The sequence below is a fragment of the Caenimonas koreensis DSM 17982 genome, from assembly GCF_009646335.1.
In the GTDB taxonomy this organism is placed as follows: Bacteria; Pseudomonadota; Gammaproteobacteria; order Burkholderiales; family Burkholderiaceae_C; genus Ramlibacter; species Ramlibacter koreensis.
The window spans coordinates 1-19,460 of sequence record NZ_WJBU01000020.1; the positions used below are offsets into that span (position 1 = coordinate 1).

Consider the following 19,460-nt stretch of genomic DNA (forward strand, 5'->3'; position numbering starts at 1 on the left):
TCTCGCCGTGTCTTCTTCCTCTTGCCCGCGTACTCCGCATCCGCAAAGCTGATCTGACTCATCGCGTGCTCCTTTGCAAGATCAACGCACGAAGGCATCATCGGTGGACTTATTCAGAGATTCCCTAAGGTTTACTGTGACTGCACCCCCCGAAGACCCACCACTCGCACTCTATCGACATCACCATCTTCTGCCTGTGAAGTCATGTAAGCAAGCGACTGAATTCACGGTAGTCAACGATAGACAGAAAAGCCGCGCAAGAGTTTCTCAGTGCTTGTCCTGTCGTCCAAAATGTACGCAAGCGCCGTGCCGGTTTCAATGCAAGGCAGCACGCGCCCATAATCGTTGCGCATGAAGCGCACTGCATTCCTGAGCACTTTCGCGTTGCTGGCTGCCTGGGCCTTCGCTGCCGGCGCGTTCGCTGCAGAACCGTTGCGCATCGGCTCCAAGCGCTTCACGGAGTCGTACATCCTGGCCCAAGTGCTGGCGCAGACGGCAGCCCCACACCTGCCCACGCCGCCTGAGGTCAAGCAGGGTCTGGGCAACACGGCCATCGTGTACGAAGCGCTGCGCTCGGGCAGCATCGATCTCTATCCCGAATACGCTGGCACCATTGCCCTGGAAATCCTCAAGAGCAACAAGCCGATGTCGCTTGAGGAGATGAACAGAGGGTTGGCGCCACTCGGCCTCGCAGCAGCCATTCCGCTGGGCTTTAACGACGGGTATGCGCTGGCAATGCGTGGCGACGAAGCGCAGCGCCTGAAGATTCGCACGCTCGGCGACCTGGCCCGGCACACCGGCTTGAAGATCGGTCTGTCGAACGAGTTCCTCGGCCGCGCCGACGGCTGGCCCGGGCTTGCGCGGGCCTATGGCTTCAGCCAGCAACCCACAGGCCTGGACCATGGCCTGGCGTATGACGCTATTGCAGCCGGGCAGATCGACGTGATGGACATCTACACCACCGACGCCAAGATCGGCCACCTGAAGCTCACGGTCTTGCAGGACGACCGCCACTACTTTCCGCGATACGACGCGCTGGTGCTGTACCGGCTTGAAGTGCCGCAGAAGTTTCCGAAAGCCTGGGCCGCGCTGACGCGCCTGTCCGGCACCATCGATGAGGGCGCCATGATCGCGATGAACGCGCGCGCGGAGCTGCAAGGTGCAGCATTCGACGCCATCGCGCGTGAGCATCTCGCAGGAACATCCAGCGCACAAGCCGCACCCAGCGCGGGCTTTGCCAGCAAACTGTTCGGCCCCGATCTCGGCAGGTTGACGGTGCAGCACCTGGGGCTTGTCGTGGTGTCGGTGGCGACAGCCGCGCTCATCGCCATTCCGCTGGGCCTGCTCGCATTTCCCCATCCGCGCGTTCGCAGCCTGCTGCTCGGTGCGACCGGCCTGCTGCAAACGATCCCGTCGCTCGCGCTGCTGGCGATCCTGATCTGGGTGGTCGGCGCGATCGGCGTTGTGCCTGCGGTCATCGCGCTGACCCTGTATGCGCTCTTGCCCATCATGCGCAATACCGTCACGGGCCTGGCAGAGGTACCGCAAGGCCTGCGAGATGCGGCAGCAGCACTGGGCCTGTCGCCTGGGCAGTCGCTGCGGCTGGTACAGCTTCCGCTTGCGATGCCGACGATTCTTGCGGGGGTGCGCACTGCAGTCACTATCGCCATCGGCACGGCGACGATCGCTGCGTTTGTCGGCGCAGGAGGCTACGGCGAGCGAATCGTCACGGGCCTGGCCATCAACGACAGCGACTTGCTGCTGGCCGGCGCCATTCCGGCGGCCGTGTTGGCCCTGGCGAGCGAATTGGTGTTCGAACTGATCGCGCGCCGCTCGCGCCCCCAGTAGGATGAGCCTCATGAACAGATCGCAAGCCATTGCGTATTCGCAAGCGCAGTTCGATTCCGGCGCGTTTCGCGAAACGCTGGCCCGCCGCATCGCCATTCCAACGGAAAGCCAGAACAGCGCACGCGCGCCCGAACTGGCGTCGTACCTCTCGCAGCACATGCAGCCCGCGTTTGAAGCAATGGGCTTCGAGTGCCGCACGCTGACGCACCCGAAGGCGCTGGCGCCTTTCCTGTACGCGCAGCGCATCGAGGGCGATGGGCTGCCCACCGTGTTCGGCTATGGCCACGGTGACGTGATCCGCGGGCTCGAGCCCGAGTGGAAGGAAGGCCTCTCGCCCTGGACATTGACCGAGCGTGATGGCCGCTGGTATGGCCGCGGCATCGCGGACAACAAGGGCCAGCACACCACCAACATGGAGGCGATGGCCCATGTGCTCGAGCAGCGCGGCCGCCTCGGCTTCAACTCGAAGTACCTGATCGAGATGGGCGAAGAGACGGGCTCACCGGGCCTGCGCGAGCTGTGCGAAGCGAACAAGGATCTGTTCCACGCCGACTTGCTGCTCGCCTCGGACGGTCCGCGCTTGCGTCCTGACCGCCCGACGATTTTTCTCGGCACGCGTGGCGCCCTCAACTTCGACCTCAGCATCGAAGCGCGCAAGGGTGCGCATCACAGCGGCAACTGGGGTGGCCTGATCTCCAATCCCGGCATCCAGCTGGCGCACGCCATTGCATGCATCGTGGGGCCGACGGGGCAAATCCGTATTCCGCAATGGGTGCCCACCGAACTGCCGGAGCCGGTGCGGCGCGCGCTCGCCGATTGCGAAGTTGATGGCGGCACAGATGGCCCCGCCATCGAGCCGTGGTGGGGCGAGCCGGGGCTGAGCCCCGCCGAGCGGGTGTTCGGCTGGTGTTCCTTTGAAGTGCTCGCGTACAAGACAGGCAACCCGCAAACACCCGTCAACGCCATACCGGCCACTGCATGGGCGCGCTGCCAGCTGCGCTTTGTGGTCGGGCCGGATCCGGCGCAGTTCATGCCCGCCCTGCGCAGCCATCTGGACCGGCACGGGTTCTCCATGGTGCAGATCACGTCGACGCGCGACGAGATCTTCGCGGCCACTCGCATCGACCCGGACGACCCGTGGGTGCGTTGGGCTGCAGAGTCGATCACCCGGACCACCGGCAAGAAGCCGGCGGTGTTGCCCAATCTCGGCGGCTCATTGCCCAACGACATCTTCACCGACGTGCTGGGCCTGCGCACGGTGTGGGTGCCGCACTCGTATCCGGGTTGCTCGCAGCATGCGCCGAACGAACACCTGCCGCCGCAACTGCTGCGCGAAGCGCTGGCCGTGATGACGGGGCTGTATTGGGACCTTGGCGCGGGCGAGACACCGCACCGGTTGATGTAACACCAACGAGACGCCATGCCAGAACCACTGAACAGACTCCTGCTCACAGGCGCAGCGGGCGCGCTGGGGAAAATCCTGCGCGACAGCCTCAAGCCCTACGCGAAGACCCTGCGCCTGTCCGATGTCGCACCGATGGCGCAAGCCGCGGCCGGCGAGGAGGTGGTGGCCTGCAACCTTGCTGACAAGCAGGCCGTTGATGCACTTGTCGCGGGCTGCGACGCCATCGTCCACATGGGTGGCGTCTCCGTCGAACGGCCGTTCGAGGAAATTCTCGAAGCCAACATCAAGGGCGTGTTCCACATCTATGAAGGCGCGAGGCGCCACGGCGTCAAGCGCGTTGTATTCGCGAGCTCCAACCATGTGATCGGCTTTCACGAGCAGGGCCAGGTGATCGACGCCGACTGCGTGAAGCGGCCCGATGGCTACTACGGCCTGTCGAAGTCGTATGGTGAAGACCTCTCGCGGTTTTACTTCGACCGCTACGGCATCGAGACAGCCTGCATGCGCATCGGCTCGTCGTTCCCTGAGCCGAAAGACAGGCGCATGCTGATCACGTGGCTGAGTTCGCGTGACCTCACCGAGCTCATTCGCTGCTGCCTGTTTGCGCCGAAGCTCGGGCACACGATCGTGTACGGCATGTCCGCCAATCGCGACCAGTGGTGGGACAACTCGAAAGCCGCGCACCTGGGCTTTCACCCGCAGGACACCTCGGAGATCTTTCGCACGAAAGTCGAGACGCAGCCCATGCTCGATGCCGCCGATCCTGCGTTGAAGTACCAGGGCGGCGCATTCGTGAAGATGGGGCCGTTCGAGCCCTGAAGCAACCTGCCCCTTCACTTTGCCTTTGCACATGCCCGCGCCGCTTCACTTCTATTTCGACTTCATCTCGCCGTACGGCTACCTTGCAAGCCTGAAGATCGAAGACCTCGCCAAAAAGCACGGCCGCACCGTCGAATGGCACGCCATGCTGCTAGGCGTGTCGGTGATGAAAGTGATGGGGCTCAAGCCCCTGCTCGACACACCGCTCAAGGGCGACTATGCCAGGCGCGACGTGCTGCGGCATGTGCGCAAGAACAAGATTGCCTTCGCGCGCGACATCGATGCGCCAGTGGGCAACCCCTTGCCGATGGCCCGCGCGTTCTGCCTGGTCAAACATCACCATCCGCACCTGCAGGAGCTGATGGCGCGGCTGATCTATCGCGCGTACTGGGCCCAGGGTCTTGATCTCTCGACGCCTGAAGCCGTCGCCAGAATTGCCTTGCCGGATGGGTTGAGCCCGGCGTGGCTGGAGTCGCAGTTGCACGGCGAGTTTGCGGCAACCCTGCTGCGGCGTGAAGTTGACGCATCGCTGCGCGCCGGGATTTTTGGCTCACCCACGGTGGTGGTGGACAGTGAGCCCTTCTGGGGCTTTGATCGCCTGGCCGATGTGGATGAGTGGCTCAAGCGCGGTGGCTGGTAAGCCTGTTGACCGCCCTCTCCTGCTGAGCCGGGGCCGGGAGGTCAAGAGTGCGCCACGGGGCTTACACTGTCCGGCAGTCCCCCACCGCATCGAATTCACCATGCGCAAAACCTTTTCAGGTCTCGGTGTAATTGCTGCTCTCGTCATGGCCACCGCCGCAGCCACTGCGTCGCCAGTCGTCAAGTGCACGGTGAACGGCTCCGTCGTCTTTCAGCAAAGTCCGTGTCCGCCCACCGGGGCGATCCAGCGCCCGACAGTCGAAGAGCTCAACGCACGGGCAAAGAAGCGGCGCGCCGCGACGGCTGCGTCCGCCGCCCGCAAGGCAGACCCCGGGACTTCATACACATTCAGCCCCTACCGTTGCGACGGGCGCACACGTTGCTCCCAGATGAAGTCCTGCGCAGAGGCCAAGTACTTCCTCGACAACTGCCCCGGCGCGCAGATGGATGGCGACCACAACGGCATTCCCTGCGAGAAGCAGTGGTGCACACCCTGAGCCGGCAGCAGCCAGCGCGATCGCAGCCCTGTACGTCCAGACCTGCGCTTCCTATACTGGGCAGCCTCACACGGCGGCACTGTCGCCCCGGCCATCCCAACCCTGGAGCAATTCATGACCCGGCACCTCAAGTCGATTGCGGCATGCGCCGCGCTGCTGCTGGCACCCCTGGCAAGCCATGCAGCACCGGTGGAATACGTCAGGGTCTGCTCCGTGTTCGGCGCGGGCTTCAGTTACCTGCCCGGCACTGACATCTGCATCAATGCAAGCACAGGCGACACGCGGGTGGTGACGGAAGGCGGTGTGTGGCGTTCGATCCTGCCTTACCCGGAGGGCGAGTGGGTCAAGACGCCGCAGCAACAGTGCACGGGCCGTGTGGAAACACTGGGCACGTTTTCTGCCAGCGACTTCACGACCAACGCGTGGAACCGCAAGCAGACGAGTCCTATCCCGCTCGCGCTGTCGCGCAACGAATTCATCTCCAAGGTGATCATGAGTGGCGGCTTCCTGGACCCGCGCCTTCCCAACCGCCACGCCACCAACGCGCTCGACGGGTTGTGCGTCCGCTCGGTGGACCCTACGGTGATGGAGAACACGGGCGGCGGCGTCATCAACCCGCCGTTTGGCAACGGCATGCTGCCGATTGGCTGCGTCTCGAACTCCCGCATCCTGGGCATGCCCGCGTCTTACTCGATCAACGCAACCTCTGCCTACCCGAGCATCGATTCGTTCTACTTCGACGGCGCCCAGACAACGGTGAGCGGGCCGTACACCTATGGCAGCAAGCTCGTGGTCACCACGGACTTCGGCAACTCCCTGCTCCAGCTGAGCTACTTTGACCAGCGCACGGCTTCATTGCAGCCACTGGCAGGCAACGTGACGGTGTCGGTCTGTGTGCAAAAGGGCAAGAACGAGCGGTAAGCGCTGCCCGCGCATGGCGTTGGCTATGCAGTGAACGAAATTTCCACGCGCACGGCAATCGCGCCGAGCGAGTTGCGGCAGCGAACAGCCAGAGCGTCATCGCCAGGGCCTGCGATCACGACCCGCGCCACAGCGACGCCACCCTCTTCTGCCGCAGACACCGCCACGCTGCGGCCCTCGCACACTGCAGCGAGCAGCTCTTCGAGCTTGATCTCGATGGCCTGGAGCCGCAGCGCCGGCTTGAAAATCTTTCCGACCGCGGTCAATGGCAAGGCATCCAGAACGACCACGCGCCTGGGCGTGGCGGGCCGCTCATAGACATGCGGCCCGACGGACTTCAACACTGCCTCCGCTGACACAGCAGCGCCAGGTTTCAAGGTGACAAAGGCCACGGGCACTTCACCAGCGTGCGCATCCGGCTCTGCGACCACGGCGCACATCGCCACAGCCGGATGCGCGAGAAACGCCTCCTCGACAAGCCCGGGATCGATGTTGTGCGACCCGCGGATGATCACGTCCTTCGCGCGGCCCGTCACGTGAATGCCGCCACTGCCATCGAGATGGCCCAGGTCGCCCGACACGATCCAGCCCTGCTCGAACATGCCCGCGTTGCGGCGCGCGTCGGTGTAGCCAGGGCTCATGTGCGGCCCGCGCAGGACGATCACGCCCGTCTCTCCTGCAGCGCACATGTCGTCGAAGTCGAGCGCGTCATGGCGCCAGCGGACCACACGCACTTCGCTGTAGGGCATGCGCAGGCCTGCCGAGCCCGGCACGCGCGGCGATGCATAAGGCTCGATCGCCACGAGGCCCGCGCACTCCGTCATGCCCAGGATGTTGCGCACGGCGATACCGGTTGCAGTTTCAAATCGGGAAGCCAGCTCGCCCGGCAGGGGTGAGCCACCCGTGTAGGCCACACGCACGGTGCTGATATCTGCATCGATCGGCACATTGCACAGCCCCGCAAGGATCGTCGGCACGCACGCCAAGGCCGTCACCTTCTCGCGCTCACAGAACTTCCAGTAGTGGCGCATGAACACGGCGTTGCGCATGCCCGTCACCGTTGGCAGCACTTGCGATGCACCGATAGCCAGCATCGCAAGGCCATACACGAACGCACCCGCCACATGGAACAGCGGAAAGCCGTTGACCTCCACTGTGTGCTCATCAAAACCATAGAAGCGATGCGCGAACCAGGAGGTGTGCGCCTCGTTGCCGTGCGTGTGCTGCACGAGCTTGGGCGCACCTGTGGTTCCGCCGGTGTGAAACAAGGCCGCGATACGGTCAGGCGTGAGCTGCGGGTCGAAGGTGAGTGCCGAAGGCTGCGCGGCAATCAACGCATCGAACGAATCTTCAGACGCCGTGCCGCCTGCGTCGATATGCAGCACCCGGCGCGATTGCAAGCCCGGCACGCGTTGCAGTGCGTGCCACACATCCAGTTCATGGTGCGGACCCAATGCGACCACGACCTTTGCACCGCTCGCCTCCAGCAAGGCCGCAATATGGTCGGGCTGCAGCATGAAATTGATCGGGCAAGCGCGCCCTGCCACTTGCGCACCCCACAACGCGTAGTGCGTAGCGGGGATGTTCGGCGCAAGAATCGCCACCGAATCGCCCGGGCCGACACCGAGGCTGCGAAACAGGTTGGCCGCGCGATTCACATGCGCCAGCACTTCGCCATAGGTGATGCGATGCGGCGCGGTGCCAGGCTCACCGTCGGGCAAATACGTGAACGCAATGCGTTGGCCGAACAACTTCGCCGCGCGCTCTATCAATCCATACGTCGTGCGCGCAGGTATCGCCTGCTCGTACGGCGTGCCCGCCTCCAGCGCCTCAATGTCCGCAAGGCCGCGAAAGAACTCGCCGCCCGCACCCGGCGCACTCATGCCTTGTCGAGCCCGAGCAGCCGCACCGCGTTGCCCTTCAGGATGCCGGGCATCACTTCAGGCTTGAAGCCAGCTTCCTGGAAGTCGCTCATCCAGCGCTCGGGCGTGATGAGCGGGTAGTCGCTGCCGAACAGCACGCGGTCTTTGAGCAGCGTGTTCGCGTACTGCACGAGTTGCTTCGGGAAGTATTTGGGGCTCCAGCCCGACAAGTCGATCCACACATTCGGCTTGTGCGTGGCAACCGACAACGCTTCGTCCTGCCACGGAAAGCTTGGGTGGGCCATCACCACTTGCATGTCGGGGAACGACAGCGCCACGTCATCAAGATGCATCGGATTGCTGTACTCCAGCCGCAGCCCGCCGCCGCAACGCATGCCCGAGCCGATGCCACTGTGCCCCGTATGAAAAATCGCGGGCAGCTTGTGCGCGTTGATCACTTCATAGATGGGCCAGGCCATCTTGTCGTACGGGTGATAGCCCTGCACAGTCGGGTGGAACTTGAAACCCTTCACGCCGTGCTCGGTGATCAAACGTTCAGCTTCACGCGCGCCCATCTTGCCCTTGTGCGGATCGATGCTCGCAAAGCACATCATCATGTCGCTGTTCTCTTTGGCGGCCTGCGCAATTTCCTCGTTCGGGATGCGGCGGCGGCCCAGGTTCGACTCGCTGTCTACCGTGAACATCACCAGGCCGATCTTTCGCTCGCGGTAGTACGCGATGGTCTCGGCGATGGTGGGCCGGCGGCTGGAGCGGAAGTACTTGTCTGCCGCGCGGTCGTACTCTTCACCGTAGCTGTCAAAAGGGTTCCAGCAGCTGATTTCGGCGTGCGTGTGCACATCAATCGCGATGAGGTTGGCGTGGTCCATCTGTGTTGTCTCCGTTGTGGCGGGCCAGCGTGCGCTGAAGTGTCGCGGCTAGGGAAAGTACTAGGCCGCCGGCCTTGAAGTGATTATTATTTATAACAATAATTCAACCCACAGGCAACCATCACATGACCTCCAAAGACGTCCAACTCGAACTGCGCGACAACATCGCCATCGTGCGCCTGAGCCGCCCCGCCAAGCGCAATGCGCTGAGCGATGGCCTCGTGCTTGCCATCCGTGAAATGTTCGAGACCATGCCGCCCAGTGTGCGCGCGATCGTGCTCGATGGCGAGGGCGATCACTTCTGCGCGGGCCTGGATCTGTCGGAGCTCAAAGAGCGCGATGCTGGCGCCGGCATGATGCATTCGCGCATGTGGCACGCCGCGCTGGAAGCCGTGCAATATGGCCCCGCGCCCGTCGTTGCTGCGCTGCATGGCGCGGTCGTTGGCGGCGGCCTGGAACTGGCAAGTGCATGCCACATTCGCGTGGCGGATGAATCCACTTTCTATGCCCTGCCCGAAGGCTCGCGCGGCATCTTCGTCGGCGGCGGCGGCGCGGTGCGCATCCCGCGCCTGATTGGCGCCGCGCGCATGGCCGACATGATGCTCACCGGCCGCGTGTACAACGCACAAGACGGCGAGCGAATCGGCCTGGCGCAATACCTGGTGCCCACGGGCACGGCGACTGAAAAGGCCATCGAGATCGCGACGCGCGTCGCCTCCAACGCGCCGCTCACCAACTACGCACTCATGCACGCGTTACCACGCATTGCAGAGCAGCCTGCCGACCAGGGCTTCCTCACCGAAGCACTCATGGCCGCCATTGCGCAAAGCGCGCCTGAAGCCAAGAGCCGCGTGCGCGACTTCCTGGAAGGCCGCGCCAACAAAGTCAAGAAAGACTGACGACGTGACGACCACCGCGCCACGCTATCGCCCACTCGCCTTCCCGGTCGATCGAGTGACGCTGCGCGAAGGCGCGGGTGGCGTGCGCTACATCAAGGCTGAGCATCCGCTCGGCGAGCATCCGCAGCGCCTGACGGATCGCCTCGTGCACTGGGCCGAAGTCGCGCCCGACCGCACTTTCATCGCGCGCCGCGTGAAGCAGGCCGATGGCACCACAGGCGAGTGGCAGCACGTGACGTACCGGCAAGCGCTCGCGAAGGCGCGCCGCATCGGCCAGGCGCTGCTCGACCGCGGCCTGGATGCGCAGCGGCCCGTCGCCATCCTCAGCGAGAACAGCATCGAACACGCGCTGCTCGCGCTCGGCTGCCTCTATGCAGGCATTCCGTACAGCCCCGTATCGCCTGCCTACTCACTTGTGAGCCAGGACTTCGACAAGCTGCGCCACGTGCTGGCCACGCTCACGCCAGGCCTTGTGTTCGCCACGGATGAAGCGCGCTACGGCAAGGCCGTGCGGGCCACTGTCGGCAACGACATCGAAGTGGTCTACGGCCGCGCGCCCGAGGCTGACCCAACGCCGGCAGTCGACGCAGCCATGCAAGCGACCGGCCCCGACACAATCGCGAAATTCCTGTTCACCTCCGGCTCGACCAAGCTGCCCAAGGCGGTGATCAACACCCACCGCATGTGGTGCGCCAACCAGCAGCAGATGTGCCATTCGATGCCGGTGCTGGCGCAAACACCTGTGCTCGTTGACTGGCTGCCGTGGAACCACACGTTTGGCGGCAACCACAACGTTGGCCTCACGATCTTCAATGGCGGCACGCTGTACATCGACGACGGCAAGCCCACGCCCGCGTTCGTCGGCGAGACACTGCGCAACCTGCGCGAGATAGCACCCACCGTGTACTTCAACGTGCCCACGGGTTTCGAAGCGATCGCCAACGCGATGAAAACGGATGACGTGCTTCGCCGCAACCTGCTCTCGCGCGTGCAGATGTTCTTCTATGCCGGCGCCGCGCTTGCGCAGCCGGTGTGGGACGCCCTGCATGAAAGCCAGGAGCGCGAGATCGGCGAGCGCATCGTGATGGGCACCGGCCTGGGCATGACAGAGTCGTCGCCCTTCGCGATCTTCATCACGAACCCGAATGTGAAGGCCGGCCACCTCGGCGTGCCGACGCCGGGGCTCGAGCTCAAGCTCGTGCCTGCCGATGGCAAGACCGAGGTGCGATACCGGGGCCCGAACATCACGCCGGGCTATTGGCGCAACGAACAAGCCACCCAGGAATCGTTCGACGAAGAAGGCTTCTTCTGCACGGGCGACGCGGTGCTGTGGATCGACGAGGCAGACATCCACCAGGGCCTGAAGTTCGATGGGCGCATCGCGGAAGACTTCAAGCTCGCGACGGGCACGTTCGTCTCCGTCGGCCCGCTGCGCGGAAAGATCATTGCCGCTGGCGCGCCCTACGTGCAAGACGCAGTGATCACCGGCATCAACTTGAATGAAGTCGGCGCGCTGATTTTCCCAACACCTGCCGTGCGCCAGCTCGCGGGCCTGCCAGACACTGCGCCGCTCAAGCAGGTGCTCGAAAGCGCGCCGGTCCAAGCTCACTTCCAGAAAGTGGTGGATGAACTCGCAGCATCCTCCACCGGCAGTTCGAGCCGGATCGCACGCCTGCACCTCATGCACGAGCCGCCTTCCATCGACAAAGGCGAGGTGACGGACAAGGGCTCCATCAACCAGCGCGCGGTGCTCAAGCACCGTGATGCGCTCGTGAATGCGTTGCACGGCGGCACGCTGCCCTATACCCTGCTGCCGCAAGGAAAGAAATCATGATCATCGAAGGACAAGCAGCCATCGTCACCGGCGGCGCTTCCGGCCTTGGCGAGGCAACGGCGCGTGAACTGGCGCGCCTGGGCGCCAAGGTTGCGGTGCTCGACGTCAACCTGGAGATGGCGCAAAGCGTCGCGAAAGACATCGGCGGCATCGCGTGCCAGTGCGACATCACCAACACCGACAGCGTGGTTGCAGCCCTTGCAAAGGCCACGGCTGCACATGGCCCGGCTCGCATCCTGATGAACATTGCCGGCATCGGCTCGGCCAAACGCATCGTGCAAAAAGACGGCTCTCCCGCACCGCTGGAAGACTTCGCGCGTGTGGTGAATGTGAACCTCATCGGCAGCTACAACGTCAGCCGCTTCTTCGCGGCCGAATGCGCGAAGCTCGCGCCCATGGCCGATGGCGAGCGCGGCGTGATGATGTTCACCGCATCGGTGGCCGCATTCGACGGGCAGGTCGGCCAGCAGGCCTACAGCGCTTCCAAGGGCGGCCTCGTCGGCATGACACTGCCCATGGCACGCGATCTGGCGCAGCACGCCATCCGCGTCTGCACCGTCGCGCCGGGCCTGTTCTCCACGCCTTTGATGCGCCAGCTGCCAGAAGCGGTGCAGCAGTCGCTCGCCGCCTCCATTCCGTTCCCGCCGCGCCTGGGCAAACCCGAAGAGTTTGCGCAGCTCGCATGCCATATCGTCACGAACAACCACCTCAACGGCGAAGTGATTCGCCTGGATGGCGCGTTGCGAATGGCGCCGCGCTAAGTCACGCTCACTCATTTAACCCGCAGGAGACAACCCCATGAGCAACCGCAGAGAGTTCGTCAAACAGACCGCCGCCCTGGCCACCCTGGGCCTGCCATTCACAGCGGGCGCACAGACCTCGCTCGATCTCGCCCGCATCCTTTGCGGCTTTCCGCCGGGCGGCACGAGCGACGCCATGTCGCGCCGCCTTGCAGACAAGCTGCGTGGCAACTACGCCAGCAACGTGCTCGTTGAGAACAAGCCCGGCGCTGGCGGCCAGATCGCCATCACGCAACTCAAGGACAGCCCGGCTGACGGCAGCACGCTGCTGCTCACGCCCTCGTCGATGCTGTCGATCTATCCGTACGTTTACAAGACACTGCCCTACAAGCCGCTCGAAGACGTGCAACCGGCCTCGCTCGCCTGCTACTTCAACCACGCCTTCGGCGTCGGCCCTGCAGTGCCCGAGAGCGTCAAGACGGTCAAAGACTTCCTCGCCTGGGCCAAGGCCAACCCCGAGAAGGCCAACTACGGCTCGCCGGGCGCCGGCTCCATGCCGCACCTGATCGTGGCGCTGTTGAACAAGCTGACGGGCAGTGACTTGAAGCACATCCCCTATCGCGGCTCCGCGCCCGGCATCCAGGACTTGCTGGGCGGCCAGATCTCGGCCATGTCGTCACCCGTTGGCGACTACCTGCCCTACATCAAGACTGGCAAGCTGCGCGTGCTCGCCATCTCCGGCCAGAACCGCAGCCCGTTTGTGCCCGAAGTGGCAACGTATCGCCAGCAGGGCTATCCCATCACCGTGCGCGAGTGGTATGGCGTGTTCCTGCCCGGCAAGGCACGGCCTGAAGTTGTGCGCCGCGCTGCCGCTTACCTGCAGCCTGCACTCGCGCAAAACGATGTGATCACCAGCATGGCGCAGTTCGGCATGGAAGTGCAGTCGTCGTCGCCGCAAGTGCTTGGCGACCTGCTGCGCGCGGACGCTGAAGAATGGCGCCGCCTGATCAAGCAGATCGGCTTCACGCCGGAATCGTGAAGCGCCCGCTTGTATTCGCGAGCGCCATTGCGGCGCTCGCGCTCGGCGCTGGCTGCGCAAGCACACCCTCGGCTGTGCCACGCTCACCGGCGCAGGGCGCTTCGGCGGTCATGGGCTGCGATGCGATTGCAGCCCGGTTCAGCTACGCCAACACGCGCGTCGTGTCGGTCGACAAAGTTGCAGCCGGCACACTGAAGCTGCCCGGCATTGCTGCGGCGATGCCCGAGCACTGCGTCGTCAAAGGCGCCATGAACGAGCGCATTGGGCCTGTCGATGGCAAGCCCTACGCCATCGGCTTCGAGATGCGCCTGCCCACGCAGTGGAACGGCCGCTTCTTCTACCAGGCCAACGGCGGCCTCGATGGCTTCCAGACGCCGGCCTATGGCGACATCCTCGGCGGTGGCCCGGTCACCAACGGCTTGCTGCAAGGTTTTGCGGTGATCAGCTCCGATGCGGGTCACGCATTCGACCGCACGACGCCAATTGGCGGCGCGACATTCGGGCTCGATCCCCAGGCGCGGCTCGACTACGGCTACAACGCCGTCGCCCAACTCACGCCCATGGCCAAGGCGCTGATTCGCACGGTGTACGGCAGGGGCCCGGACACGTCGTACTTCGTCGGCACATCGAACGGCGGCCGCCACGGCTTTGTGACGGCATCGCGCTTGCCCAAGGCGTACGACGGCATTCTCGTCAGCACACCGGGCTGGCGCCTGCCGCTCGCCGCCGCAACGCAGCTGTGGGGCGCGCAGCAGTTCGCGTCGATCGCCAGCCGCGACGCCACCACCCACCGGCCCGACCTCACCACGGCCTTGTCACCTGCGGACTTCAGCGTGTTCGCGCGCAGCGTGCTCGCTCGTTGCGATGCGCTCGACGGCCTCACGGATGGCATCGTGTCTGACCTGCAGGGCTGCCAGTCGGCATTCCAGCTGCAGCGCGATGTGCCCGCGTGCAACGCGAGCTCGGCTGCGGGCACATGCCTGACCACGGCGCAAAAAGACGTGCTCACCCGCGTACTCGCCGGGCCACGCACACGCGACGGCTCAGCGGTTTATGCGGGCTTGCCGGCAGACCCGGGCATCGCAGGCCGCGACTGGGCAACATGGAAGTTCGTGAACAGCGTCGGCCCGCGGGACTCGATTGCAATGGCCTTCGTGATGGCGACGCCGCCAGCATCACCGCAAACCGTCACGGGGCTGGGGACAACACTGATCGACTACGCACTCGGCTTCGACATCGATCGCGACCTGGGTCTCGTGCGGGCAACGAGTGGTGCCTACACGCAGTCGTCGATGAGCTTCATGACGCCGCCCGATCCTTCGATGCGCGACTTTGTAGCCGCTGGCGGCAAGCTCATCGTCTTTCATGGCACGGCCGACCCGGTGTTCTCGGCGCTCGATACCGTTGCCTGGCATGAGCAGTTTCATCGCGCGCACGGCGCTGCTGCAGCTGCACAGGAGCGCCTGTATCTGGTGCCCGGTATGAACCACAGCCGTGGCGGGCCAGCGACCGACCAGGTGAATCTGTTTGACGAGCTGGTGAAGTGGGTCGAGCGCGGGCAAGCGCCAGGTGCAGTCGTTGCAACTGCACGCGGCGCAGGCACGGCTGTGCCGAACGCGGAAGTGCCCTCCAGCTGGAGCGCCACGCGCACCCGCCTGCTGTGCCCATATCCGCAAGTGCCGCGCTACGTTGCGGGTGATGCAGAAACTGCGGCCAGTTTTGCGTGCCGCGCACCGGGTTCATGAGCCGCACGACACCCGCCAAAGTGCCTGCGAAGGCGAAAGCCAGGCCGGCTGCAAAGCCAGCGGTCACCGAGCACGTCGACACGAGCTACCTCGAAGGGCTGATCGGCTACAACGCACGGCGCGCGGCGCTCGCCGTGATCGAGATCTTCCTGCAGCGCATGAAGGTCTACAAGCTGCGGCCCGTTGACTTCTCGGTGCTGTCGCTCATCACGCACAACCCCGGCATCACGTCGCGGCAGTTGTGCACCACGCTCGGCATTCTTCCGCCCAACCTGGTCGGCATGGTGAACGCACTGGAAAAGCGCGGCCTGATCGAGCGCCAGCCGCATCCACGCGATGGCCGTGCAGTGGGCCTGCACCTGAGCGCGAGCGGCATCAAGCTCATGCGCGATGCAGAAAAGACCGCGGCCGAACTTGAGGCACAAGCAGCGGCGCGACTGTCACCATCAGAAACGAAGACGCTGATCCGGCTGCTCCAGAAGATTTACCTGTGACTTATTCTCCGGCGCTATTGTTTGCATAGCGCCCGCCGCGTACACTCCTCTCCCCCGAGGAGTGAAGAGCGCATGAGTTCGAAGGAAAACGCAGCCATCAGCCAACTGCTGGCGCTGCTGGAGGCACGCTACGCGATCCGCGTGCTCTGGGCACTGCGTGACGGCCATGCGCAAACGTTCCGCCTGCTGCAAGACAGCGTCGGCGGCATCACGCCCAACACCCTCAACACCCGCATCAAGGAACTGCGTGAAGCAGGCTTGATGACGCACGGCACCGATGGCTATGTTGTCACGCCTTCAGGTGTCGACCTGCTCAAGCGCCTGGCCGACCTGCCCGCGTTCGCCGCCAAGTGGACCGCTGCGCAATCCAAGAAGAAACAGGTGCTGCCATGAATCACACGCCCCACACGATGCTCGGTCTTGCTGCAACGCTGCCCGTCGATTCACAACATGCACTACTTGTCGGGCGCGTGCATGTGGCGGGGCTCGGTGCGGTGCTCGTGCAGGTGCGCGGTGAGGGTGTGTATGACATCTCATCGCTGGCCGCTACATGCAGCGACTTGCTTGAACTGCGCGATCCTGCTTCCGCCCTGCGGTCACATACGGGCGTGAAGCTCGGTGACACGCAAGACATTCTCGCCAACAGCGCCCACAACGCATTGGATCTGTCGGCGCCCTACTTCCTCGCGCCGTGCGACTTGCAGGCGATCAAGGCCGCAGGCGTCACGTTCGTGTCGTCCATGCTCGAGCGCGTGATTGAAGAGCAAGCCCGTGGTGACGCAGCCAAAGCCGAAGGCGTGCGCCAGGCCGTGGTCGCCGTCATCGGTGAGAACCTCAGTGCCGTCAAGCCTGGCTCACCGGAAGCGATGCAGCTCAAAGCGGTGCTGATCGCGCAAGGCGTGTGGTCACAGTACCTTGAAGTCGGCATTGGCCCCGACGCTGAAATTTTCACGAAGTCGCAGCCGATGAGCGCGGTCGGCACGGGTGCCGAAATCGGCATCCATCCTGAAAGCTCGTGGAACAACCCCGAGCCTGAGATCGTGCTGGCCGTGAACAGCCGCGGCGAAGTGCAAGGCGCCACACTCGGCAACGATGTGAACCTGCGCGACTTCGAAGGCCGCAGTGCACTCTTGCTCGGCAAGGCAAAGGACAACAACGCGAGCTGCGCCATAGGCCCGTTCATCCGCATCTTCGATGAGCACTTCACGATGGATGACGTGCGCCAATGCGACCTTGCCATGCAGGTGCGCGGCACGGACGGCTTCGTGATGGAAGGCGCCAGCTCGATCTCGAAGATCAGCCGTGACCCGCTCGACCTTGCCTCGCAGGCCATCGGCGCGAATCACCAGTACCCGGATGGGTTCATGCTGTTCCTGGGCACGATGTTCGCGCCCACGCAAGACAGGCATGGCCCCGGCCAGGGCTTCACGCATGTGGTGGGCGACGTTGTGACCGTCTCGACACCGCGGCTCGGTACACTCGCCAACCGCGTCAACACCAGCGACAAAGTCGCACCGTGGACTTATGGCGCGGGCCAGCTCATGCGCGATCTTGCGCGGCGCGACCTGCTTTGACGGCCAACAGCAAAGTCAAAATCAAAAGCAACACCCACTTCAACACCCACAGGAAATCAAAGATGAACACGACCCCCTCCGGCCTGCAGTACGAAGACACCACCGTTGGCACAGGTGCCGAAGCCACCAAGGGCCAGCATGTGCACGTGCACTACACCGGCTGGCTCTACGAGAACGGCGTGCAAGGCAAGAAGTTCGACTCCAGCCTCGACCGCAATGACCCGTTCGCGTTCTCGCTGGGCGCGGGCATGGTCATCAAGGGCTGGGACGAAGGCGTAGCCGGCATGAAGATCGGCGGCAAGCGCACGCTGATCATTCCGCCGCAACTCGGCTATGGCGTGCGTGGTGCCGGTGGCGTGATTCCGCCGAATGCCACGTTGAAGTTCGATGTGGAACTGCTCGACGCGCATTGAACCCGGGGCGGCACAACCTGCTCACATCTGCTGGAACAGATGCAGGTAGCTGCGGCTCACAACAAGCTTCTCGTCACGGCCTTTGAGGTGAAGTTCGCCTGAGTCGCCCGGCCCATGCGTGAAGTGGCTCACGCGGTCGAGCGCAACGATGGCCGAGCGGTGCACTTGCGCGAACCGCTCCGGGTCAAGCTCATCGGCCAATTCGCGGATGGTCTTGCGAATCAGTGCCTCGCCACCCTCCCACATGACCAGCGTGTACTTGTTGTCGGACTTCACGTAGATCACCTGCTCGACCGGAATCAAACGCACCGTATTGCCCACAGACGCCTTGATCCACTTCAGGCGCGGTTGCACCGGCTGCGCAGCGCGCATGTGCAACGCAATGCGCTCCAGCGCCGCGGCATAGTCGGGCGACGACGTCGCCACCGGCACTTCAACGCGCCGGCGCAGGCGCTGCACTGTCTCGGCAAGGCGATCAGGCTCGACAGGCTTGAGCAAATAGTCGATCGCGCCTTGCTTGAATGCTTCCACGGCGTACTGGTCGAACGCCGTCACAAACACCACCTGCGCGCGGCCACCAATGCAGCGCCCCACCTCGACACCGTTGAGGCCCGGCATATGAACGTCCAGGAAAGCGATTTGCGGCTGCTCCTGGTCGAACAGCTCTACGGCCTGCCTGCCATTGCGCGCCTGCGCAACCACCTTCAACTCGGGCCAGAGCCCACCGAGCAACGAGGCCAGCCGCTCGCGCAGCAATGGCTCGTCATCGGCAATCAATGCAGTGGTCATGACGCACGCTCGCTGGCAGGGCGCACACGCACGTCGGCGCGCACGCCACTGGGCTGCTGCTCACTCAACTCGACATGCGAGCCTTCACCGAAGAACGCCGCCAGCCGCGCATTGAGATTGGCCAGACCCATGCCCGCGCCCTGGCCATGTTCGGCAATGCCGACGCCCGTATCTGCAACCCAGAGATGGATGCGCCCGTCGAGCTGGGCCTGCGCACCCACCTCGACGCGCCCGCCGTCGCAGGCAGGGTCGATGCCGTGCTTGATCGCGTTCTCCACCAGCGTGAGCAGCGCCATGGGCGGAAACCGCATGCCCCGCAACGCAGGATCGACATCGACTGCGAACTGCAGCCGGTCAGGCATGCGCATGTGCATGAGGTCAAGATAGGCGCGCACCAGCCGCTCCTCATCCCCCAGCGTCGACGCACCCGGCTGCAGGTGAGGCATTGCCGCGCGCAAGTAGTCGATGAGGCTGCGAAACACCGGCACCGCACGCGCCGAGCCGCTCTCGACCAGCTCCTGCACATTGGCGAGCGTGTTGAGCAGGAAGTGAGGCTGGATCTGCGCCGTCATCAGGTGCAGCCGCGCGTCGGCGGCCTGGCGCTGGAGTGTCTCGCGCTCCAGCGCAAACTCCAGCGCCTGCGCCTGGGCTTGCGCATCGCGCTCGCTGTACAGCGCTGCCAGTGCGAAGAGCGTGCCAATGATGGCCGCGCCGATCACCACGATGAAATAACCGTTCACATGCGGCCTCGACCGCGCAAAGGCCGCGAAGTCGCCGCCGAAGTTGACCATGTGCACCACCAGCGGCGCTACGACGGCCGCAAGAAGCACGGCGGCGACCTGCACCCTCCCCTTGGGCGCGAACTGCTGGTGCCACGCACCGCTCGCCGTGAAGGCAAACAGCAGCGTCACGCCCACAAACACCATCTCGCCTGCCAGTTCGATGAAGGTGTTGCGGGTGACAAACAGCAGCAACACCGCGCAAGACAGTGCCATCGCCACCACCACGGCCAGCTGGCGGCGCGCGGGAAGGAGGCTGCGCAATCCGGAATTCAT

General features: G+C 64.3%; 19 protein-coding genes. 15 read left to right on the plus strand and 4 right to left on the minus strand.

Going from position 1 to position 19,460, the window contains the following annotated elements:
• The first annotated feature begins 351 nt into the window (after positions 1-351).
• From GHT07_RS17745 to GHT07_RS21560, 6 genes are all read left to right on the plus strand, one after another.
• Positions 352-1,848 carry a glycine betaine ABC transporter substrate-binding protein gene (locus GHT07_RS17745; protein WP_153586439.1) on the plus strand — a complete coding sequence of 499 codons (1,497 nt, stop codon included), beginning with the start codon at positions 352-354 and terminating at the stop codon, positions 1,846-1,848.
• Between the two features lie 10 nt (positions 1,849-1,858).
• The gene (locus GHT07_RS17750; RefSeq protein WP_153586440.1) at positions 1,859-3,253 is read left to right on the plus strand and encodes a M20 family metallopeptidase; all 1,395 of its coding nucleotides are present in this window, start codon (positions 1,859-1,861) and stop codon (positions 3,251-3,253) included.
• Between the two features lie 15 nt (positions 3,254-3,268).
• On the plus strand, positions 3,269-4,072 hold the full coding sequence (locus GHT07_RS17755; protein ID WP_153586441.1) for an NAD-dependent epimerase/dehydratase family protein: 804 nt from the start codon (positions 3,269-3,271) through the stop codon (positions 4,070-4,072).
• Positions 4,073-4,103: 31 nt separating this feature from the next.
• Positions 4,104-4,712 carry a 2-hydroxychromene-2-carboxylate isomerase gene (locus tag GHT07_RS17760; RefSeq protein WP_153586442.1) on the plus strand — a complete coding sequence of 203 codons (609 nt, stop codon included), beginning with the start codon at positions 4,104-4,106 and terminating at the stop codon, positions 4,710-4,712.
• 145 nt (positions 4,713-4,857) lie between these two features.
• A complete protein-coding gene (locus GHT07_RS17765; RefSeq protein ID WP_228488419.1) occupies positions 4,858-5,208 on the plus strand; it encodes an excalibur calcium-binding domain-containing protein in 351 nt (116 codons plus the stop codon).
• Between the two features lie 114 nt (positions 5,209-5,322).
• Positions 5,323-6,129, plus strand: coding sequence for a porin (locus tag GHT07_RS21560; RefSeq protein WP_228488420.1), 807 nt, complete (start codon positions 5,323-5,325; stop codon positions 6,127-6,129).
• Positions 6,130-6,152: 23 nt separating this feature from the next.
• Here the strand turns inward: GHT07_RS21560 and GHT07_RS17775 are convergent, their stop codons facing one another.
• Both GHT07_RS17775 and GHT07_RS17780 read right to left on the minus strand, forming a co-directional pair.
• Positions 6,153-8,012, minus strand: coding sequence for an AMP-binding protein (locus GHT07_RS17775; protein WP_153586444.1), 1,860 nt, complete (start codon positions 8,010-8,012; stop codon positions 6,153-6,155).
• Positions 8,009-8,878 (minus strand): amidohydrolase family protein, encoded by an 870-nt coding sequence (locus GHT07_RS17780; protein ID WP_153586445.1) that lies wholly within the window; start codon positions 8,876-8,878, stop codon positions 8,009-8,011. Before GHT07_RS17780 ends, GHT07_RS17775 begins: the two co-directional genes overlap by 4 nt.
• A 125-nt stretch (positions 8,879-9,003) precedes the next feature.
• Here GHT07_RS17780 and GHT07_RS17785 point away from each other — a divergent pair, with 125 nt between their 5' ends.
• The 9 genes from GHT07_RS17785 to GHT07_RS17825 all read left to right on the plus strand — a co-directional run bounded on the left by GHT07_RS17785 (position 9,004) and on the right by GHT07_RS17825 (position 17,616).
• Positions 9,004-9,777, plus strand: coding sequence for a crotonase/enoyl-CoA hydratase family protein (locus GHT07_RS17785; protein WP_153586446.1), 774 nt, complete (start codon positions 9,004-9,006; stop codon positions 9,775-9,777).
• Between the two features lie 4 nt (positions 9,778-9,781).
• Complete coding sequence (locus GHT07_RS17790; RefSeq protein ID WP_323740992.1) at positions 9,782-11,611, plus strand: feruloyl-CoA synthase; 1,830 nt, start codon at positions 9,782-9,784, stop codon at positions 11,609-11,611.
• Entirely contained in the window at positions 11,608-12,372 is a 765-nt protein-coding gene (locus GHT07_RS17795) for an SDR family NAD(P)-dependent oxidoreductase (protein ID WP_153586447.1), read from the plus strand. Before GHT07_RS17790 ends, GHT07_RS17795 begins: the two co-directional genes overlap by 4 nt.
• Before the next feature lie 37 nt (positions 12,373-12,409).
• Positions 12,410-13,390, plus strand: a complete 981-nt coding sequence (locus GHT07_RS17800; RefSeq protein ID WP_153586448.1) for a Bug family tripartite tricarboxylate transporter substrate binding protein — start codon at positions 12,410-12,412, stop codon at positions 13,388-13,390.
• On the plus strand, positions 13,387-15,135 hold the full coding sequence (locus GHT07_RS17805; protein ID WP_323740993.1) for a tannase/feruloyl esterase family alpha/beta hydrolase: 1,749 nt from the start codon (positions 13,387-13,389) through the stop codon (positions 15,133-15,135). The genes GHT07_RS17800 and GHT07_RS17805 overlap by 4 nt, the downstream gene beginning before the upstream one ends.
• Positions 15,132-15,629 (plus strand): MarR family winged helix-turn-helix transcriptional regulator, encoded by a 498-nt coding sequence (locus tag GHT07_RS17810; RefSeq protein WP_153586450.1) that lies wholly within the window; start codon positions 15,132-15,134, stop codon positions 15,627-15,629. Before GHT07_RS17805 ends, GHT07_RS17810 begins: the two co-directional genes overlap by 4 nt.
• Positions 15,630-15,701: 72 nt before the next feature.
• Positions 15,702-16,022, plus strand: a complete 321-nt coding sequence (locus tag GHT07_RS17815) for a winged helix-turn-helix transcriptional regulator (RefSeq protein ID WP_153586451.1) — start codon at positions 15,702-15,704, stop codon at positions 16,020-16,022.
• Positions 16,019-17,203 (plus strand): fumarylacetoacetate hydrolase family protein, encoded by a 1,185-nt coding sequence (locus GHT07_RS17820; protein WP_407646657.1) that lies wholly within the window; start codon positions 16,019-16,021, stop codon positions 17,201-17,203. Before GHT07_RS17815 ends, GHT07_RS17820 begins: the two co-directional genes overlap by 4 nt.
• A gap of 62 nt (positions 17,204-17,265) precedes the next feature.
• On the plus strand, positions 17,266-17,616 hold the full coding sequence (locus GHT07_RS17825; protein WP_153586452.1) for an FKBP-type peptidyl-prolyl cis-trans isomerase: 351 nt from the start codon (positions 17,266-17,268) through the stop codon (positions 17,614-17,616).
• A gap of 21 nt (positions 17,617-17,637) precedes the next feature.
• Here GHT07_RS17825 and GHT07_RS17830 read toward each other — a convergent pair whose 3' ends face one another.
• Both GHT07_RS17830 and GHT07_RS17835 read right to left on the minus strand, forming a co-directional pair.
• Entirely contained in the window at positions 17,638-18,405 is a 768-nt protein-coding gene (locus GHT07_RS17830; RefSeq protein ID WP_153586453.1) for a LytR/AlgR family response regulator transcription factor, read from the minus strand.
• Positions 18,402-19,460: a sensor histidine kinase gene (locus GHT07_RS17835; RefSeq protein WP_153586454.1), complete on the minus strand. Its 1,059-nt coding sequence runs from the start codon at positions 19,458-19,460 to the stop codon at positions 18,402-18,404. Before GHT07_RS17835 ends, GHT07_RS17830 begins: the two co-directional genes overlap by 4 nt.

Bases quoted from the DNA above. Each gene is read 5' to 3' on its own strand.
- GHT07_RS17795 (WP_153586447.1), top strand. From the start codon at position 11,608: ATGATCATCGAAGGACAAGCAGCCATCGTCACCGGCGGCGCTTCCGGC.
- GHT07_RS21560 (WP_228488420.1), top strand. From the start codon at position 5,323: ATGACCCGGCACCTCAAGTCGATTGCGGCATGCGCCGCGCTGCTGCTG.
- GHT07_RS17800 (WP_153586448.1), top strand. From the start codon at position 12,410: ATGAGCAACCGCAGAGAGTTCGTCAAACAGACCGCCGCCCTGGCCACC.
- GHT07_RS17815 (WP_153586451.1), top strand. From the start codon at position 15,702: ATGAGTTCGAAGGAAAACGCAGCCATCAGCCAACTGCTGGCGCTGCTG.
- GHT07_RS17775 (WP_153586444.1), bottom strand. From the start codon at position 8,012: ATGAGTGCGCCGGGTGCGGGCGGCGAGTTCTTTCGCGGCCTTGCGGAC.
- GHT07_RS17785 (WP_153586446.1), top strand. From the start codon at position 9,004: ATGACCTCCAAAGACGTCCAACTCGAACTGCGCGACAACATCGCCATC.
- GHT07_RS17750 (WP_153586440.1), top strand. From the start codon at position 1,859: ATGAACAGATCGCAAGCCATTGCGTATTCGCAAGCGCAGTTCGATTCC.
- GHT07_RS17830 (WP_153586453.1), bottom strand. From the start codon at position 18,405: ATGACCACTGCATTGATTGCCGATGACGAGCCATTGCTGCGCGAGCGG.
- GHT07_RS17820 (WP_407646657.1), top strand. From the start codon at position 16,019: ATGAATCACACGCCCCACACGATGCTCGGTCTTGCTGCAACGCTGCCC.
- GHT07_RS17760 (WP_153586442.1), top strand. From the start codon at position 4,104: ATGCCCGCGCCGCTTCACTTCTATTTCGACTTCATCTCGCCGTACGGC.
- GHT07_RS17745 (WP_153586439.1), top strand. From the start codon at position 352: ATGAAGCGCACTGCATTCCTGAGCACTTTCGCGTTGCTGGCTGCCTGG.
- GHT07_RS17810 (WP_153586450.1), top strand. From the start codon at position 15,132: ATGAGCCGCACGACACCCGCCAAAGTGCCTGCGAAGGCGAAAGCCAGG.
- GHT07_RS17755 (WP_153586441.1), top strand. From the start codon at position 3,269: ATGCCAGAACCACTGAACAGACTCCTGCTCACAGGCGCAGCGGGCGCG.
- GHT07_RS17780 (WP_153586445.1), bottom strand. From the start codon at position 8,878: ATGGACCACGCCAACCTCATCGCGATTGATGTGCACACGCACGCCGAA.
- GHT07_RS17765 (WP_228488419.1), top strand. From the start codon at position 4,858: ATGGCCACCGCCGCAGCCACTGCGTCGCCAGTCGTCAAGTGCACGGTG.
- GHT07_RS17825 (WP_153586452.1), top strand. From the start codon at position 17,266: ATGAACACGACCCCCTCCGGCCTGCAGTACGAAGACACCACCGTTGGC.
- GHT07_RS17835 (WP_153586454.1), bottom strand. From the start codon at position 19,460: ATGAATTCCGGATTGCGCAGCCTCCTTCCCGCGCGCCGCCAGCTGGCC.